The organism is Algibacter sp. R77976, from assembly GCF_044594645.1.
Classification (GTDB): Bacteria; Bacteroidota; Bacteroidia; order Flavobacteriales; family Flavobacteriaceae; genus Algibacter_B.
Map to the genome: position 1 here is coordinate 1234625 of NZ_CP138989.1, position 18594 is coordinate 1253218.

The 18594-nt window shown below is 32.8% G+C and carries 13 protein-coding genes; 11 read left to right on the plus strand and 2 right to left on the minus strand.

Annotation, left to right across the window (positions count from 1 at the left end; all coding sequences use genetic code 11):
* Positions 1-117: 117 nt before the first annotated feature.
* The 8 genes from SJY43_RS05290 (at position 118) to SJY43_RS05325 (ending at position 11543) form a co-directional block, all read left to right on the plus strand.
* Entirely contained in the window at positions 118-900 is a 783-nt protein-coding gene (locus SJY43_RS05290; RefSeq protein WP_396602803.1) for a DUF3108 domain-containing protein, read from the plus strand.
* Positions 901-906: 6 nt separating this feature from the next.
* Positions 907-1824, plus strand: a complete 918-nt coding sequence (locus SJY43_RS05295) for a tryptophan 2,3-dioxygenase family protein (protein WP_396602804.1) — start codon at positions 907-909, stop codon at positions 1822-1824.
* Positions 1782-3116: a peptidoglycan DD-metalloendopeptidase family protein gene (locus tag SJY43_RS05300; RefSeq protein ID WP_396602805.1), complete on the plus strand. Its 1335-nt coding sequence runs from the start codon at positions 1782-1784 to the stop codon at positions 3114-3116. Before SJY43_RS05295 ends, SJY43_RS05300 begins: the two co-directional genes overlap by 43 nt.
* A gap of 10 nt (positions 3117-3126) precedes the next feature.
* Complete coding sequence (pgi, locus tag SJY43_RS05305; RefSeq protein ID WP_396602806.1) at positions 3127-4746, plus strand: glucose-6-phosphate isomerase; 1620 nt, start codon at positions 3127-3129, stop codon at positions 4744-4746.
* 159 nt (positions 4747-4905) lie between these two features.
* Positions 4906-7524: a TonB-dependent receptor gene (locus SJY43_RS05310; protein ID WP_396602807.1), complete on the plus strand. Its 2619-nt coding sequence runs from the start codon at positions 4906-4908 to the stop codon at positions 7522-7524.
* Positions 7525-7536: 12 nt separating this feature from the next.
* Complete coding sequence (locus SJY43_RS05315; protein ID WP_396602808.1) at positions 7537-9204, plus strand: hypothetical protein; 1668 nt, start codon at positions 7537-7539, stop codon at positions 9202-9204.
* Between the two features lie 75 nt (positions 9205-9279).
* Positions 9280-10905, plus strand: coding sequence for an Ig-like domain-containing protein (locus SJY43_RS05320; protein WP_396602809.1), 1626 nt, complete (start codon positions 9280-9282; stop codon positions 10903-10905).
* 197 nt (positions 10906-11102) lie between these two features.
* Complete coding sequence (locus SJY43_RS05325) at positions 11103-11543, plus strand: hypothetical protein (RefSeq protein WP_396602810.1); 441 nt, start codon at positions 11103-11105, stop codon at positions 11541-11543.
* Positions 11544-11549: 6 nt separating this feature from the next.
* Here SJY43_RS05325 and SJY43_RS05330 read toward each other — a convergent pair whose 3' ends face one another.
* Entirely contained in the window at positions 11550-12593 is a 1044-nt protein-coding gene (locus SJY43_RS05330; RefSeq protein ID WP_396602811.1) for an endonuclease/exonuclease/phosphatase family protein, read from the minus strand.
* Between the two features lie 135 nt (positions 12594-12728).
* On the opposite strand from SJY43_RS05330, the gene SJY43_RS05335 reads away from it, so the two are divergent.
* The 3 genes from SJY43_RS05335 (at position 12729) to SJY43_RS05345 (ending at position 17577) form a co-directional block, all read left to right on the plus strand.
* A complete protein-coding gene (locus SJY43_RS05335; RefSeq protein ID WP_396602812.1) occupies positions 12729-15530 on the plus strand; it encodes a carboxypeptidase regulatory-like domain-containing protein in 2802 nt (933 codons plus the stop codon).
* A gap of 193 nt (positions 15531-15723) precedes the next feature.
* Positions 15724-17160, plus strand: coding sequence for a DUF5689 domain-containing protein (locus tag SJY43_RS05340; protein ID WP_396602813.1), 1437 nt, complete (start codon positions 15724-15726; stop codon positions 17158-17160).
* Positions 17161-17199: 39 nt separating this feature from the next.
* Positions 17200-17577: a hypothetical protein gene (locus SJY43_RS05345; RefSeq protein WP_396602814.1), complete on the plus strand. Its 378-nt coding sequence runs from the start codon at positions 17200-17202 to the stop codon at positions 17575-17577.
* Here the strand turns inward: SJY43_RS05345 and SJY43_RS05350 are convergent, their stop codons facing one another.
* On the minus strand, positions 17578-18546 hold the full coding sequence (locus tag SJY43_RS05350; RefSeq protein ID WP_396602815.1) for an endonuclease: 969 nt from the start codon (positions 18544-18546) through the stop codon (positions 17578-17580). It abuts the gene before it with no gap.
* Positions 18547-18594: the final 48 nt, after the last annotated feature.

Consider the following 18594-nt stretch of genomic DNA (forward strand, 5'->3'; position numbering starts at 1 on the left):
AGACGTATTACCATAGCTAATACAATAAAATTTATATTTTTGGAACAGTAATTGTAATTTCTTAGTTAAGCAATAAAATGTAACTATAGGGAGTTACATAACAATTACCCAAAGAAAATGAAAAGATTACTACTTATATGTATTGCCTTAATATCTATGCAAACCGTTTTTGCTCAGCAAGAATCTGCATTTGGTGATGGCGAATGGTTTAAATTTAAAATGAGTTATAGTAACTGGCTTAAAGCTGGAAATGCAACGCTTACTGTTAAAGATTCTAAACTTGAGGATAAAGATGTTTATCATGTAGTTGGTAAAGGCTGGACTACTGGTATGATAAAATGGTTTTTTAAGGTTAAAGATAGGTATGAAAGCTATTTTGATAAACAAACTATTATGCCTTACAAATTTGTTAGGAATATTGATGAGGGCGGGCATACGAAAGATTTAGAAATAGATTTTGACCAAGAGAATAATAAAGCGCATGTAAATAACAAAAAGCATAAAACTAAAAAGGTTATAGATACTAAACCTAATATTCAAGATATGGTGTCTACCTTTTACTATTTGCGTAATAATCTTGATATTGGTTCTCTTAAAATAGGTAATGAGGTGAAAATTGACATGTTTTTTGATGAAGAAAATTATGGTTTTAAATTAAAATACCTTGGTGAAGAAACTATAGAAACCGATTTTGGAGAAGTTGAGTCTTTAAAATTTAGACCATATGTTATGGCAGGGCGTGTTTTTAAAGAGGAAGAAAGTTTAACACTTTGGGTGTCGAAAGACAAAAATAAAGTACCTTTGCGTATTAAGGCAGACTTGGCTGTTGGGTCTTTAAGAGCAGACCTTGAAGCCTTTAAAGGGTTGAAACATCCCTTTAAAATTCTTGTTAATAACTAAGATATTTTGAACTCTAAGATAACCGACCAAATAAAAGAAAAATACGAAGCTATAGATCAAGATGTTGATGTGCATTTAGAAGGTTTACTCTACAGTAAGCCTATTAATTATTGGGATTATATTCAAACAGATGCATTATTAAATTTACAAGTACAACGTACTGTTTTTCCAGATGAGAATGTATTTATTATGTATCATCAGGTTAATGAATTGCTATTTAAAATGGTGCTTTCTGAAATGGACCAAATAGCAAATAGCAACCCTATAGACACAGATACATTTACAACCAAAATAATGCGTATAAGCCGTTATTTTGATGTGTTAACTTCTTCGTTTAGTATTATGAAAGACGGGATGGATGTAGACCAATACAATAAGTTTAGAACAACTTTAACTCCTGCAAGTGGTTTTCAAAGTGCACAATATAGAAAAATTGAGTTTGCATCTACAGAGCTAATAAATCTTATAGATAAGCGCTTTAGAGATAATTTTGATAAAAATTCTACCTATGAAAATGCCTTTGAGCATTTGTATTGGCAAGCGGCTGGGAAAGACTATAAAACGGGTAAAAAAACGTATACATTATCTGATTTTGAAGCCCGATATAAAGATGAATTTATTAGATTTACTAAGTTTTATCAAAACAATAATTTGTGGAGTAAGTTTAAAACATTGCCTAAAGAAGATCAATCTAATAAAGATTTAGTAAGTGCCATGCGTCATTACGATTATACGGTGAATATTAAATGGGTAATGGCACATTACGAAACGGCAAATCATTATTTAAATATAAATGGAAAAACTGCTGAAGCTACTGGAGGCAGCGAATGGGTGAAATATATGCACCCAAAATATCAAAAGAGAATATTTTTTCCAGATTTATGGACCAAAAAAGAAATAGAAGTGTGGGGCACAGATGTTTAATATTAGCAGTATTACTTGGATTCATCTTTGGGTGTAAAGAGGATAAAAAACTTGAAGTTGAAGATATAGTAGAAGTTATAGAAGAGCCAGAAGAAGTTATCGAATTTGGTTTTAAAATTGAAGACTATGTTGTAAAGCGAGATACTATTAGAAGTGGAGATAGCTTTGGCGAAATTCTAGAACGTAACCATGTAGGGTATCCTAAAATTTTCAATATTGCTGAAAAAGCTAAAGACACTTTTGATATTAGACGCTTACAAGTCGGGAAACCTTATACCCTGTTATGTGCTAAAGATTCTTTAGAAACTCCTAAATGTTTTATTTATCAGCCTAATTTAGAAAATTATGTGGTTATAAATTTTCAGGACTCTATTCACGCCTATACAAGTACCAAGCCTATTACTTATGTGGAAAAAACGGCAACTGGAATTATAAGTAGTAATATTTCTGAAACGTTACAAGAGCAGGGATTAAGTCCAAGATTGGCATATAAAATGGCTGATGAAATTTACGCATGGACTATCGATTTTAGAAGGCTTCAAAAAGGTGATCGTTTTAAAGTTATTTATACAGATAAATTTATTGATGATACCATTTATACAGGAGTGCATAATATAAAAGCAGCTTATTTTGAGCATAACAAAGAGCCTTTTTATGCTTTTGAATTTGTAACAGATTCCACTAAAGGTATTGTAGATTATTTTAGTGAAGAGGCAAAAAATTTACGACGTGCCTTTTTAAAAGCACCGGTGAAATTTAGTAGAATATCATCACGTTATAATTTAAAACGTCGAATTGCCGTTTATGGCTTTAAATTACGACCACATAGAGGAACCGATTTTGCGGCACCTATAGGAACTCCAATTATGGCAACTGCAAACGGCACAGTAACTAGATCGGAGAAAAGAGGTGGAAATGGTAATTATGTAAAAATTAGACATAATGCTACTTACGAAACGCAGTACCTTCACATGAAAAAGCGTAAATCTAAGGTTGGTGAGTTTGTTAAACAGGGCGATGTAATTGGTTGGGTTGGTATGACTGGAAATACAGGAGGGCCACACGTTTGTTACCGATTCTGGAAAAATGGTAAAGAAGTTGATCCATTCAAACAAAAGCTACCAGAAGCAAAACCTATTTCAGACTCTTTAAAAATAAAATATTTACAATTTATTGAGCCTATTAAAGCACAACTAGATAATATTCATTTTTTAGAAGATGTTTTTGAAGAGCAAAATCAACCAGAACATACCATAAAGCAGAATAATAATTCTATATCATTTAATCGTTAATACACATCACATGGCACTACCAAGCATAAACCCAACCACGACAAATTCTTGGAAAAAATTACAAGAACATTATAAAGAAGTGAAAGATGTTCACATGAAAGATTTATTTGCTGAAGATAAAAATAGAGCAGATAAGTTTACTATTAAATGGGATGACTTTTATGTCGATTTTTCAAAAAATAGAATAACGGCAGAGACTTTTAAATATCTTTTAAAATTGGCAGAAGATGTAAATTTAAAAGACGCTATTAAAAGTCAGTTTTCTGGTGAAATAATAAATGAAACCGAAGGTAGAGCTGTTTTACATACTGCACTAAGAGCACCAGAAAATGCAAATTTTAAAGTTGAAGGTGTAAATGTTATGCCAGAGATTTACGAAGTAAAACAAAAAATAGAAGGCTTTACAAATGAAGTCGTTAATGGTGTTAGAAAAGGGTATACTGGAAAAGCATTTACAGATGTTGTAAACATTGGTATTGGAGGATCAGACCTTGGTCCAGCTATGGTTGTAGATTCTTTACAATATTATAAGAATCATTTAACCACACACTTTGTAAGTAATGTAGATGGCGATCATGTCAATGAGGTTATTAAAAAGTTAGATCCAGAAACCACCTTGTTTGTTATTGTTTCAAAAACGTTTACTACGCAAGAAACACTATCCAATGCGAATACTTTAAAAGCTTGGTTTTTAAAAACGGCATCAGAAGATGCGATTGCTAAGCATTTTGTTGCTGTGTCTACAAATATTAAAAATGTAAAAGGCTTTGGTATTGATGAAAACAATATTTTCCCAATGTGGGATTGGGTTGGAGGTCGTTTTTCATTATGGAGTGCTGTTGGTTTAACCATTAGTCTGGCAGTTGGCTATAATAATTTTGATAGTTTGCTAAAAGGCGCTAACAAAATGGATGAGCATTTTAAAAATGAAGATTTCGACAAAAATATCCCAGTAGTTTTAGCACTAATTAGTGTATGGTATAATAACTTTTTTGGAGCAGAAAGCGAGGCTATTATTCCTTATTCTCAGTATTTAAACCAATTTGCAACGTATTTGCAACAAGGTATAATGGAAAGTAACGGAAAGAGTGTCGATAGAACCGGTAAACCTATAGATTACCAAACAGGAACTATTATTTGGGGAGAACCAGGAACAAATTCGCAACATGCCTTTTTTCAATTAATACATCAAGGTACTAAGTTGATTCCGGCCGATTTTATTGGGTTTGCTAAGTCATTACACGGTAACCAAGATCATCAAGATAAATTAACGTCAAACTTTTTAGCGCAAACGGAAGCGTTATTAAATGGTAAAACAAAAGCTGAGGTTATTGCAGAAGATACTAAAGAATCAATTATTCCTTTTAAAGTGTTTCAAGGCAACAAACCAACAAATACGATTTATATTAATAAGTTGTCACCAGAAAGTTTAGGAAAACTTATTGCTATGTACGAGCATAAAATATTTGTACAAGGGATAATTTGGAATATTTTTAGTTACGACCAATTTGGAGTAGAATTGGGGAAACAATTAGCTTCAAAAATTTTACAAGAATTTAACAATAGTGCTAATAATAAACATGATTCTTCTACTAATAATTTATTAAATTATTATAAGCAAATGTCTTAAAACAGTTAATTATTCTTAAAGAAATACTTAGAAGGCGATAATATTAATGATGTTATCGCCTTTTTGATTGTTAAAAACTATTCTATTTGTTAATAATTAGTTAATATTTATACTCTTATTTTGTGTACTTTTGCGTCGACTAATTTCAAATAATTAATTATGAAAAGAACGACTCGTTTTTTAATGTTTACCATGGCAATGCTATTTTCAGTAGTTGTTATGGCACAAAGTACAATCTCAGGTACTATTGTAGAAGCTGGAAGTAATATTCCACTTCCAGGTGCAAATGTAATTGAGAAAGGCACAACTAATGGTGTTACAACAGATTTTGATGGTAATTTTACCATTAAAACAAAATCTTCAACCGGAGATGTGGTAATATCTTATATTGGGTATAATTCTAAAACTATTGCTTTTTCTGGTGATAAGAATCTTGGGAGTATATCACTAACTTCTAGCCAAGTTGGTTTAGAGGAAGTTCAAATTATTGCTTCTGTAGCAGTTGATAGAAAAACACCTGTGGCGGTTTCTACTGTAAAAGCAGCAGATATAGAGCTTAAATTAGGAACACAAGAGTTTCCTGAAATTTTAAAATCTACACCAGGAATTTATGCTACAAAACAAGGTGGTGGTTATGGAGATGCTCGTGTAAATATTAGAGGTTTTAGTTCTGAAAACGTTGCGGTAATGATTAACGGTATTCCAGTAAACGATATGGAGAATGGTCGTGTATTTTGGAGTAACTGGGCAGGACTTGGTGATGTTACTAGCCAAATGCAAGTACAAAGAGGTTTAGGAGCTTCAAAAATAGCAGTACCATCAATTGGTGGAACTATTAATGTTGTTACAAAAACTACAGATATTGAAGCAGGTGGTAATTTGATTACATCTGTTGCTAACGATGGATATTTTAAATACGGTTTAACGTACTCTACAGGTCTAATGGATAATGGTTTTGCAGCTACAGTTTCTGCGGCAAAAACTACAGGAGATGGTTATGTTGATGGCACAGAGTTTACGGGATTTAACTATTTTGTAAACATTTCAAAAGAAATAAATGATGCGCATAAAATATCTTTCACAGCTTTTGGTGCTAAACAACAACACGGTCAGAGACAAAATAGACAGTTAATTTCTACCTTTAAAGCAAGTGATAGAGGGAGAAAATTTAATGCAGATTGGGGTTATAAAAATGGTCAAGTAACCTATCAAGAAGATAATTTCTATCATAAGCCACAAGTAGCTTTAAACCATTACTGGGATTTAAATGATAATACATCAATTAATACATCTGCTTACGTATCGTTTGGTACAGGTGGTGGTGGTGGAACCAGAGGTAATACTGATAAATTTTTATTAGGAACTAATGGTGTTAGTCCTTACAGGGATGGCTTATATGGGCCTTTAGATTTTGATAGAATTTCTGATGAAAACGAAGCTTTAGGAGCAAATGGCTCAGAAACCATTTTAAGAGCATCACGTAATGATCATAATTGGTACGGTGTCTTATCTACTTTAAAAACAAATTTAAGTGATGATTTAGTGTTATTAGGTGGGCTTGATTTAAGATCTTATACAGGTCTTCACTTTCAAGAAGTAACAGATTTATTAGGAGGTCAATACTTTTTAGATAATAATGATGAAAATAATCCAAATAATCTAGCTAGAGTAGGAGATGTTATTAACTATAATAATGACGGAAAAGTAGGTTGGTTAGGTGTTTTTAGTCAATTAGAATATGATGTAAATGAAGATTTTAATACTTACCTTGCTTTAGCTGCTTCCAATACATCTTACCAAAGAATTGATTATTTCAATTATTTAGATTCAGATCCTTTACAAGAAACGGATAAGTATAACTTTTTTGGCTATAGTGTTAAAGGTGGTGGGAATTACAGAATAGATAATAATCATAACATATTTGCAAATATTGGTTATTTTGAAAGAGCGGCTAATTTTGATGCTGTATTCTTAAATTTCAGTAATGACAATATTAATGCTGATGCTGATAATGAAAAAATCACAAGTTTCGAGCTTGGATATGGGTATAGAAGTGATAAGTTTTCTGCTAATGTAAATTTATATAGAACAACTTGGAACGATAGAACTGAAACTGCTACGTTTCAACAACCTGATGGGACAAGAGCTACGGCTAATATATTAGGAGTTAATGCATTACATCAAGGTGTTGAGCTAGATTTTAAATATCGCGCTACAGATAAATTGAATGTTACTGGTCAAGTGTCTTTAGGAGACTGGACATGGGATAATAATGTCGCTAATGTTAGGATTTTTGATGAAGAACAAAATGAGATAGATGATTCTCCTTTTAACCTTCACATTGCAGGATTAAAAGTTGGTGATGCCGCGCAAACAACAGCATCTTTAGGTTTAAACTACAAGTTCTCAGACAACACAAAACTAGTTATTGATTATAACTATTTTGCTGATAACTACGCTGATTTTGACCCTAGTGATAGAGGAGTTACTTCTACTAATCCTGATGAAGCAGCAGCAGCAGCTGAAATAGCAGCTGAATTAGCTTCTGAACCTATTCAGCCTTGGAAACTACCTGATTTTGGATTGTTTGACGCAGTACTAACTCACGGTTTTAAATTTGGATCTTTTGATACTACTTTAACAGCTAGAGTTAATAATGTATTTGATACGGAATATATCTCTGATGCTCAAGATGGATCTGGATCTAGAACTGAAACTGCATTAGTGTACTACGGTTTTGGAAGAACCTTTAGTGTTGGTGCAAAACTTAATTTCTAAAAAACTTTGAAAATGAAAAAAATAATTTTTTACTTAATGATTATAGGGTTGACCGTTTTAGGTTGTAATCCTTTAGATGATATCTATAATGATATAGATTCGCAAGAGAGATCTGGAATTGATTTTATTCAAGCAGAAGAAACATACACCTTTACAGCAGAGGATTATGAACTATATGCAAAAGAGTTAGACTCTGTAGAGTATTTTATGACTCAAGATTTAGCAGATCAAGTAATACCAGACTTTTTAGCAGATAAATACCCTGTTTGGGGAGAAGGTTCTTTAGTTAATGTTACTTATGATTTATATGATGAAACTCTGTTGGAAGTAATGTCTACTACAGAAACATTATCAAATTTAAATGAAGTTGATGATTACCTAGGTACTAACTATGAAACAGCATTAAACGGAACTTTTGTAGAGTTAACTTATAATGCAGATATATTATCTTATACATTATCTGATGATGATTTTGAAACTATTGGTAATGCTTTAAGTGCTGCATATCCAGAAGCTACCGAAAGTGCAACTAGATTTCAAAATTTTGATAGAAGATCTGATAGAGATGCTTATTGGTCTGATGATATGCTATTAGAAGGCTTTACAGAATTATTAGGTGGCGAATATAACCTTGGTCAAGTTGTAGCAATTACATTTGCTATTTATGATGGTGGTACAAACTTCTCTGAAACATTTACAGTTCAATATAACGGATACGGGTTTACAAAACTAGACGTTGAGACAAGTGGAACAACTGCAACAGAATATACATTAACTGGAACGGATTATGATATGATAGCTACCGATTTAGAAGCTACATATCCAGGCCCTGCTGAAAACTTAGGTCGCTTTGGTAGCTTTGATGTAAGACCTGCTAGTGATAATTACTGGAGTGAAGATATGATTCTTGAAGGTTTAAATATTATTTTACCAATGGCAACAGAGGGCGATGTTTATGCTGTAACTTATGCTGTTTACAATGGTGCTGTTGCTACAGAAACTGTAACTTTATTATATACAGCTGGAGCCTATGTTCCTAATGCAACTATTGTAGAAGTAACTACTGTGGTCGCCAAAAACGATGGCGATTGGCAATTCCCTTATGTGTTTACTAAAAAAGATTTCGATTCATTCGGGTTTAGATTTCCAAACTTTAGTAGTAGCAATATCTATATCTTAGATATCTTTTTAGAAGGATTATTCCCTTATGCTCAAGCCGGTGATGTAGCAATGGTTCAATATGATTATTTTTCTGGATCTACAAATGCTAAATATGGACACAGCATTTTTGATGGTGATAAATGGACTTTAACGCCAGATATTATTGAAACATCTTTCCAATATGGTTTTGAAGATGGTGAATGGGTGCCAGATAATACTATTAACTATACATTACTATCTGCAGATGTGGCATTTATTTCAGAAGCTTTTATAGATATTTATCCTGGACCTGCTGATAATGTTGGGTTCTTTGGTAGCTTTGATAGAAGAGAAGGAAGTGCTAATTTTTGGAATGATGATAAGCTATTAGAAGCTTTTAACGTATTATTAGATACAAGAGATCCTGGTGCAGCAGAAGGTCAGAAATATGCTTTAACTTTTGTAGTTTACACAGGATCAACTGGTAGTGAAACAAAAAAAGTTGTCAAAGAAGGTGGAATTTGGATATATAACGAATAAACCTTTTTAATTTATAATAAAAAACCTCTTACTAACACTAAGAGGTTTTTTTATCTTTATATAAAAATTTTTATTATGAAATATATTTACCTTTTTTTAGCTGTCATTCTTTTTGGATGTGGCGGAAACGATGATGGTGTAGAAGTAAACCCTCCACTAGCAGTTAATGATACAGCAAGTACTTCAGAAAACACATCAATATCGATAAGTGTTTTAAATAACGATACACTTATTAATAATGCAATGCTTACCGATTTTGATGCAACCTCAGTTAATAACGGGACAATAAGCGAAGCTTCTAACAAACTAATATATACACCTGCAAATAATTTTACTGGTATAGATACATTTGCTTATACAATTTGTGATGGTTTAAGTAACCCAAATTGTGCAGTAGCTACTGTAACTGTAACAGTTTCAGATACAGGAAATCCAGTTGCTGAAAATGATATTTTTGAAGTCACAGAAAATACCACAACAGTATTTACAACGCTTTTAGATAACGATACCGTAGTAGATGGAGCTATATTAACTTCTATTGATTCGACATTAAGTACAGGTATTGTAATTTTAAATGATGATAATACGGTATCTTATACAGCAATTAATGGTTTTTCTGGAGAAGATACATTTACATACACATTGTGTGATAATGATGCAATAGCAACTTGTGTATCAGCAACAGTTACAATTAATGTGTTAGATGAAGGTTTACCAATTGCAAATAATGATGCTGTTAATGTTTTTGAAAATGCAACATCAAACACAATAAATATCTTGGAAAATGATACAGTAATTGATGATGCAGTAATAACAGCAATAGATAATGCTTTAACTCAAGGAACAGTTGTATTAAATGCAGATGGTACTGTTAGTTACGCCCCACAAACAGATTTTACAGGTATAGACTCATTTACCTATACCATTTGTGATGATGATTCACCAGCCCCATCATGCTCTACAGCTACGGTTACTATTACGGTAATTGCACCTTTAAACTTTAACATACCTGCGGATATTTTAGATTATTATAATGATGTTATTTTTTCAGAAGATGGAGATTTAATGTTTGATGAATTAGAAGATCACACAACAACAAAACATACTACTATATTATCTTATACGCAACGACATAACTACTTATACCTAGCTGATGCCGATTTAAGTAATAGAGATAATGTCCTTTTAATGTATTCTGGTGATAGTAGATACTGGGAAGAATACGAGTCCCCAACAAACTCTTATTCACCAAAAACATTTAACACAGAGCATATATACCCACAATCATTATATGAAGGTGGAGAAGGTGGTGCAGAAAAAGATGAGATTGTAAAGGCAGATTTACATCATTTAAGATCATGCGATGCTACAGTAAATAGTGATAGATTAAATTACGCTTTTGCTGATGGTAGCGGAACCTATCAGTTGATAGGTGAAACATGGTTTCCTGGAGACGAATGGAAAGGCGACGTTGCAAGAATGATATTATATTTAAATGTTCGTTATGGAGAGTCTTTTGCTCCCGTTGGAACTTTAGAGCTATTCTTAAAATGGAATAAAGAAGACCCTGTTTCTGCATTCGAAGAGCAAAGAAATAACGTTATATATGCCGCACAAGGCAACAGAAACCCCTTTATAGATAATGCATATCTAGCCACATTAATTTGGGGTGGCGATGCTGCAGAAAACAAATGGGAGTAAAATATTAGAATTATATTTATTTAAAACCGCTTTAATATAAAGCGGTTTTTTTTATGTTTTTAATTTAAAAAACTTCTCGAATTTTTAATTCGAGTTCCTAATAAATTTTGTCATTTCCAAGAAATTGGGAATCTAGATAAAATTTTGAATTAAATTTTATCATTACATTTGTTGTTCAGAAATAAAAACATAGAATTATGTATAGCGTTGTAAAAACACTTCACTCTTATTGGGCATATTTAGTACTTCTTATATTAATAATAGCAACTATAAATGCTATTGTAAAAACAGTTAGCGATAAGGAATACGAAGCAACAGATTTTAGAAAATCACTTTTTGCACTTATAGTATCCCACATTCAATTATTAATAGGATTGGTGTTATATTTTGTGTCACCAAGGTTGCAACTGTTTAGTGAATTGGGTATGGGAGAAATCATGAAAGATTCTATTAATAGGCTGTATTTAGTAGAGCATCCTTTAGTAAACATTATTGCCGTAGCATTAATTACTATTGGTTATTCAAAGCATAAAAAGAAACTAACATCTAACGCTAAATTAAAGACTATAGCTATTTTCTATACGTTAGCATTAGTTTTATTCTTATCTAGAATCCCTTGGAGTTCTTGGTTAGGGTAGAAACGCCTAATCAACGGCTTTAATCAAATACATATAAACTGGAAAATGGTCGCTAAAGCCATTGGCAAAACCACCATCAGACCAACTTCTAAAGGGGTAACCTTTGTAGGTGCCAGATTTGTGAATTAAGTAGCGTTTATTAAAAATACCAGATTTATAAAGCCTAAATGAGTCATACTCTTTTTCTGTTAAAGGTTTTGTTACCATAATTTGATCAAATAAACTCCATGAGTCTCTGTATGCTGTGGTGCCTAATCCATTTTTAAAGAAATTTATATACGGATTATATATACCTTTAAAACCTACTTTTTGTTTTTTATTTTTAGCCTTCAAAACAGATTTTACACTCGCATTATTTGGGTTGTCGTTTAAATCGCCCATAATAATGACTTTAGCGTAAGGGTTAATCGCTTGAAGCGAATCTACCATACGTTTTGTTAGTTTTGCTGCAGAAACGCGTTTCGGCCTACTCTTAGCCTCTCCACCACGTCTAGATGGCCAATGGTTAACAATAATATGTATTAATTCATTGTCTATTTTTCCGCTAACCAATAATTGATCTCTAGTGTGAATTCTTTTTTCATCATCATAAAGTTTTAGCGTGTGCGAACTAGAACTAATAGGTGTAAATATTTTTTTTTGATACAAAAGTGCAACATCTATTCCTCTAACATCTGGAGAATCGTAATGTACAATGCCGTAATTATGTGGCCTTATTAAAGTATCGTTTACAAGATCTTCTAAAACGTCTTTATTTTCAACTTCACAAACACCTAAAATGGCAGGTGTATTTTGAGTTACATCCTTACCAATCTCAGATATAACACGTGCCATATTACTTATTTTTTTCTGGTATGCCTCTTCTCGATTTGTTTTAAGTTCCATCATTGGGCTATACTCATCAAATTTTGTAGGATCATTTATGGTGTCAAACAAATTCTCAAGATTGTAAAAAGCAACGGTATGTATTTTAAATTTTTTGTCTTGTGCATGTAAATTAATAAACAGACTAAAAAATAAAATTGAAAGCGTAAATTTTAAAAATTTCATTGAATTATTTAAAGTTTTTTTCCTCATAGTTATAGTACAAAACTTAAGCCAAAGTTACGATTTATTATAAATGTTGTAAATTCTCCCTTTTTTAACATGTTACTTTTAAATAAATTACGTGTCTAAAAGATAATTATGAATAAAATAACCCTCATTTTTTTATTCGGATTTTTTTCAATTTCCCTTAATGCTCAGCAAACCTTAATTAAAGGGAGTGTTGTAGATGCTATTGTTTTTCAACCTATTGAAGGTGTTACAGTAACAATTCAAGATTCTGAATTAACTCAACTTACCAATGCCTTAGGGGTATTCACTTTTCAAGAAAACATTCCCTTAGGAGAACAAATCCTTAGTATTTCCAAAATTGGTTTTATCACTAAGCGTTATCCAATAACCGTAGATGAGGGAGAAACCGTTAATATAACGGATATGGTTTTAGAAAGAGATACCTCCCAAACAGCAGATTTATTTACGATAACATTATCTGATGATGAGTTGAATGATGATGTGAGTGGCGCCGATAATATTTCAGGTTTATTAGCTTCTTCGCTTGATATTTTTCAAAGAACGGCCGCTTTCGAGTTTAGTTCATCTTTCTTTAGAGTACGGGGTTTAGATTCTAATAATGGGTCTGTTTTAATCAATGGCATCGAAATGAATAAAACCTATAACGGAAGGCCACAATGGAGTAATTGGGGTGGTTTAAATGATGTGCTTCGCAATCAAGAATTAACTTGGGGACTCACACCATCAAATTATAATTTTGGTGGCGTTTTAGGAAGTACAAATATGAATGTTAGAGCTTCAAAAGCAAGACCGGGTAGTCGATTAACCTATTCATCTTCAAACAGAAGTTACACCAATCGGTTAATGGCAACACATGCTTCAGGGTTATTAAAAAATAATTGGGCATATACGGTTTCTATTGGCAGACGTTGGGGTAATGAAGGCTATCAAGATGCAACAAGTTATAGCTCCAATTCTTTTTTCACTTCTGTGGAAAAGAAAATAAATGATAAGCATAGTATTAATTTAACTACTATGTATTCGCCTAACCGTAGAGGGAAATCGTCTCCAAACACACAAGAAATTTTCGATTTAAAAGATATAAAGTACAACGAATATTGGGGATGGCAAGATGGTGAAAAACGAAATTCTAGAATTAAAGAAGTAAGTGAGCCCATAATGATGTTGAATCATTATTGGAGTTTAAATAGTAAAACCACTTTAAACACAAATATTGGTTACCAATTTGGGAAATTAAGTAATAGTCGATTAGATTATAATGGCACCGATTTAATTGATGGTTTTCCTCAAGGTGGTGGTGCAAATCCAAGTCCAGTGTATTATCAAAAATTACCAAGTTATGCAGAACGTAATTTCCCGGATAATTTGGGCATAGCTTATAGCGCTTTAAAAGCATTTCAACACGATGGGCAAATAGATTGGAATGCTATGTATACAGCTAATATTGGAAATACCAATAGCGGTGGTAATGCTATTTATGCATTATATGAAGACCGTGTAGATGATACACAAATAACAGTAAATTCTATCTTAACAAAAGAAATAAATAATAACATTATACTTAATGCTGGCATAAATTATAAAGCTTTAAAATCTGAAAATTTTGCTCAGGTTTTAGATTTATTAGGCGCCTCAACGTATTTAGATGTTGATGGTTTTGCAACTGAAGTTAACGAAGCGCAAAACGATTTATTAAACCCAAATAGAATAGTAAATGAGGGCGATAAATTTAAATACCACTACAATCTTTTTGCAAATGAATTAGGAGCTTATGCCCAAGGGCAATTCTCTTATAATAAAATTGATTTTTATATTTCAGGAAGTGTAAAAAACACGCAATACCAAAGAGAAGGTGTTTATCAAAACGGGGGGTTCCCAGAAAATTCATTAGGTAGAGGAGATGAACTAACATTTACAGGTTTTGGAGCAAAAGTAGGTTTTACCTATAAATTAACAGGAAAGCATGTTTTTGATTTTAATGCCGGTTACATTTCTAGAGCACCGTTTATACAGAACACGTATTCTAATTCTAGAGAGAACCATAATACGGTGCCAAAAATCTCAAATGAAAATATAGCATCTGTTGATGCGAGTTATATATTCCGTTCGCCAATTGTAAAGGCGAAATTAACAGGGTATTATACTAATATTTCTGATGCTAGTGAGATCTCTTTCTTTTTTGCCGATGGTATAGGTGGTGATAATACAGCCTTTGTTCAAGAGATTTTACAAGGTATAGACAAAAAACATTTTGGTGGAGAATTAGGGATAGAGGCCCAAGTAACACCAACCATTAAATTAAAAGGAGCCGCAGCGGTCGGACAGTTTACGTATGCTAATAATCCTAATTTGTTTCTTTCTACAGAACCAGATGCTGAGGCTGAGGCTGCTGGATTTATAAACGGTTTTAAGGATTTTGGGCAATCTAATCTAAAAGGGTATAAGTTAGCTTCGGGTCCACAACAAGCCTATTCGGTTGGTTTTGAATATCGCGATCCGGATTATTGGTGGTTTGGAGCAACTGCAAATTTTTTCAAAAATACGTATGTAGATGTGAGTCCCTTAACCAGATCATCCAATTTTAATACCGATTTTGATGGCAATGTATTTAATGACTACGATGAAGATTTAGCAAGAGTATTATTAAAACAAGAACGTTTTGATGATTATATGTCGGTAAATTTGGTTGGTGGGAAATCATGGAAAATCGGTGAATATTATATAGGCTTTTTTGGAAGTATTAATAATCTTTTAGATGAAATTTATAAAACAGGTGGTTTTGAGCAAGGCAGAAATGCTAATTACAGAGAATTGCGCGACGATAAAGCCTTAGATACACCTGTTTTTGGACCAAAGTATTGGTATGGTAGAGGTGCAACCTATTTTCTGAATTTGAATGTTAGATTTTGAAGCCCCACCTAACCTCCTCAAAAGGGAGGAATTAAATACGGAATGAAGCGGATAAGCTATTATGAATGTTATAACGGGCTTTGGCGGATGGTTTCGCGTTAGGGATAGTAGTGGATAGCCCGCAGGAACGAGGACTTGTAACGGATAGCCCGACCCTTGTGGTAACGCCCAGAAAAAAATAAAATATTGAGTTATGAATAAAATTTCAATTTTTTTAAGTGTTATGCTTTTAGGCGTGATTTTTTCATCTTGTGTTAAGGATGATGAATATAGTACGCCCGATATTTCTATAACCGAACCTAATATTCCGCAAGAGCAAATCACAACTTTTAAAGCTATAAAATCGCTTTATGAGCAGGCTGTAAATGGCGGTAACTCTACGGTGGTTATTGATGATGAAACCGATTTATATATTGAAGGTTACGTAGTGTCCTCTGATAAATCTGGAAACTTTTTTGAAGAATTGATTATTCAAAATAAAACCGATGGCAGTAGTTCAGACACCGACCCACGACTAGGTTTTAAAGTAGATATTAATGTAAGTAGTTTATCAGACACTTATCAATTCGGGCAAAAAGTATATGTAAAAATGGATGGTTTAACCATTGGTGAAACGAGTGGTGTGATTACTATTGGAAAAGGAGATGCGGTTCAAGTTGAACAAATTCAACCTGCCGAATATAAAGATATTATTATAAGAAGTAACGACATAGCAACTATAACGCCTAAAATTTCAGCCATAGCAGATTTAACCGAAAATGATGAAAATACCTTGATTCAGTTAGAAAACATGCAATTAAACCGATTTGAGTTAGGAGCCACTTATGCAAGCGAATCTTTTGATGAGTTTGATGGGTTGCGATTATTGGAAAGCTGCAATTCTGGGGTCCAAATGATTATGCAAACCAGCACGTTTTCCGATTTTAAAACTCTAATTGTCCCGCAAGGACAAGGACATGTAACAGGCATTTTTAGTCGCGATTTTAGAGACGATTTTAATGTGTTAGTTGTTAATAGTTCGGCAGATGTTAATTTTGATAATGTAACGCGATGCGACCCAATGGAATTAACTTGCGGGCTAGCAGCTACTGTAGGTTCAGGGAATATTTTATATGAAGATTTTGAGCCTCAAAAAAACAATAAACCCATAGAAGTTGATGGTTGGACAAATTATATGGAAACAGGTACCGAGGCTTGGGAAGGCTATTCATCAACATCATCAAATGCATCGTTGGGGCGTTCTGCCAGATTTCAAGCAAGTAGTTCTGGAGATTTAAGTAATATTGGCTGGTTAATTACACCTGTCATAAATCTAGACGCCCAAGATGGTGAAACGTTGCGTTTTAAAACATCTAACAGTTTAGCAGATAGTAGTTATATGGAAGTCTTGTATTCCTTAGATTGGGATGGTGCCGAAGCTAACATAACTTCTGCAACTTGGGGTGTATTATCTGCGGCGTATGTGGTTAAAGATTCCGATTCTTTTTCTGCTTGGTTTAACTCTGGTAATGTAGATTTATCATGCATTACAGGAAACATTCATATTGCTTTTAAATTTACTGGAAGCGGACAAGATACCTTTGATGGTATTTATGAATTGGATGAGATTAGTATAGATTATGTTGAATAGTAAAACTTTAGTTTTACCTTTGGCGCAACAAATAATGTCATGACTACATTCGATTCCTTATTTTTTCACTTCTTTCAGCATTATAAAACCAAGAAAAGTAAAAACGCTAATAGCATTGCTACTTTTTATATAACTGTTTTACAATGCAGTTTACTATTGCTTTTAGGTGTGTTTTTTGCAGGTTTTTTTAGGCAAATGAATGTGAATACTATGTCGGCTCCAAAAGCATGGACCTTGTTTGTATTGGTTGCTATTTTTCTGTATTTCAAAAACTGGATGCAATACGGAGGCAGAAAACGTAAAGTATTAAATGCAAAAATGCTTAAAAAGAAAAAGCTGTCTTATAATATTTGGTTGCTTTGGTTATTTCCAATTGCTATTTTAGGACTTGCTTTTGTGCTATATCAAGCTATTTAGTTACTTTTTCAAAATCATATAAACAGGAAAGTGGTCGCTATAACCACCTTTATATTTAGGACCAACATAAGTTCTGTAAGGAGCGCCTTTAAAAGGACCTTTATGAATCTTTAAAAAAGCTTCGTCAAAAATGTTAGCATTAAAAAATTCGTATTCATTTTTCGAACTCTTAAAAAAGTTGGTAGAAATTAAAATTTGATCGAAAATAAACCATTGTCGCCTGTGTTTTACCGAACCACGTGTAAAAGAGCGCAATGTTTCCATAGGGTTAAATAAGTTATGGTTATCTACCAAACGCGTAATACTATTGTTTTTTGGGTCATCATTAAAATCTCCAATAACTATAATCTTAGCATGCTCATCTTTCTTTTTTAGAGTATCAATAATAGCGCTTACTTTTTCAGATGATGCCAAACGTTTAAACTCGGTTTCCTTTTCTCCTTCGCGTCTAGAAGACCAATGGTTTACTATTACATGTACTTTTTCACCATCTAGAATACCAGAAACTAATAAAACATCACGTGTATAATCAGGCGTGCCATCGGTATCGGTAAGACGGATCTCAAATGCTTCAGAGTGTGTTGTTTTAAAAGCTTTAGTATCGTACAATAAAGCGACATCAATACCGCGTTCATCCTTAGACTCAAAATGTATAAAATTGTAATTACAATCTTTTAAATGTTTAGAAGCTATTAAATCTTTAAGTACAAGAGCATTTTCTACTTCGGCTAAACCAATTAGTGCAGGGTGTTTTCCCGTTTCTCGTTGCCCAATATTAGAAATAGCGTAACCTATTTTTCGTAACTTATTTTTGTAACGTTTAGGCGTCCAATTTTTAATAGAACCTGGTAAAAAATCGTTATCATGTTTAAGTTTGTTGTTCTTTAAATCGAATAAATTTTCAACATTATAAAACGCAACAGTTTGCATATCGTCACGAACTGGAATATCATTAAAAGGTTCTGTCATGGGTCAAAAATAGGCTTAAAAATATAAATATTAAAATGCCCACAATTA

Bases quoted from the DNA above. Each gene is read 5' to 3' on its own strand.
- SJY43_RS05290 (WP_396602803.1), top strand. From the start codon at position 118: ATGAAAAGATTACTACTTATATGTATTGCCTTAATATCTATGCAAACC.
- SJY43_RS05300 (WP_396602805.1), top strand. From the start codon at position 1,782: ATGGACCAAAAAAGAAATAGAAGTGTGGGGCACAGATGTTTAATATTA.
- pgi (WP_396602806.1), top strand. From the start codon at position 3,127: ATGGCACTACCAAGCATAAACCCAACCACGACAAATTCTTGGAAAAAA.
- SJY43_RS05310 (WP_396602807.1), top strand. From the start codon at position 4,906: ATGAAAAGAACGACTCGTTTTTTAATGTTTACCATGGCAATGCTATTT.
- SJY43_RS05315 (WP_396602808.1), top strand. From the start codon at position 7,537: ATGAAAAAAATAATTTTTTACTTAATGATTATAGGGTTGACCGTTTTA.
- SJY43_RS05320 (WP_396602809.1), top strand. From the start codon at position 9,280: ATGAAATATATTTACCTTTTTTTAGCTGTCATTCTTTTTGGATGTGGC.
- SJY43_RS05325 (WP_396602810.1), top strand. From the start codon at position 11,103: ATGTATAGCGTTGTAAAAACACTTCACTCTTATTGGGCATATTTAGTA.
- SJY43_RS05330 (WP_396602811.1), bottom strand. From the start codon at position 12,593: ATGAAATTTTTAAAATTTACGCTTTCAATTTTATTTTTTAGTCTGTTT.
- SJY43_RS05335 (WP_396602812.1), top strand. From the start codon at position 12,729: ATGAATAAAATAACCCTCATTTTTTTATTCGGATTTTTTTCAATTTCC.
- SJY43_RS05340 (WP_396602813.1), top strand. From the start codon at position 15,724: ATGAATAAAATTTCAATTTTTTTAAGTGTTATGCTTTTAGGCGTGATT.
- SJY43_RS05345 (WP_396602814.1), top strand. From the start codon at position 17,200: ATGACTACATTCGATTCCTTATTTTTTCACTTCTTTCAGCATTATAAA.
- SJY43_RS05350 (WP_396602815.1), bottom strand. From the start codon at position 18,546: ATGACAGAACCTTTTAATGATATTCCAGTTCGTGACGATATGCAAACT.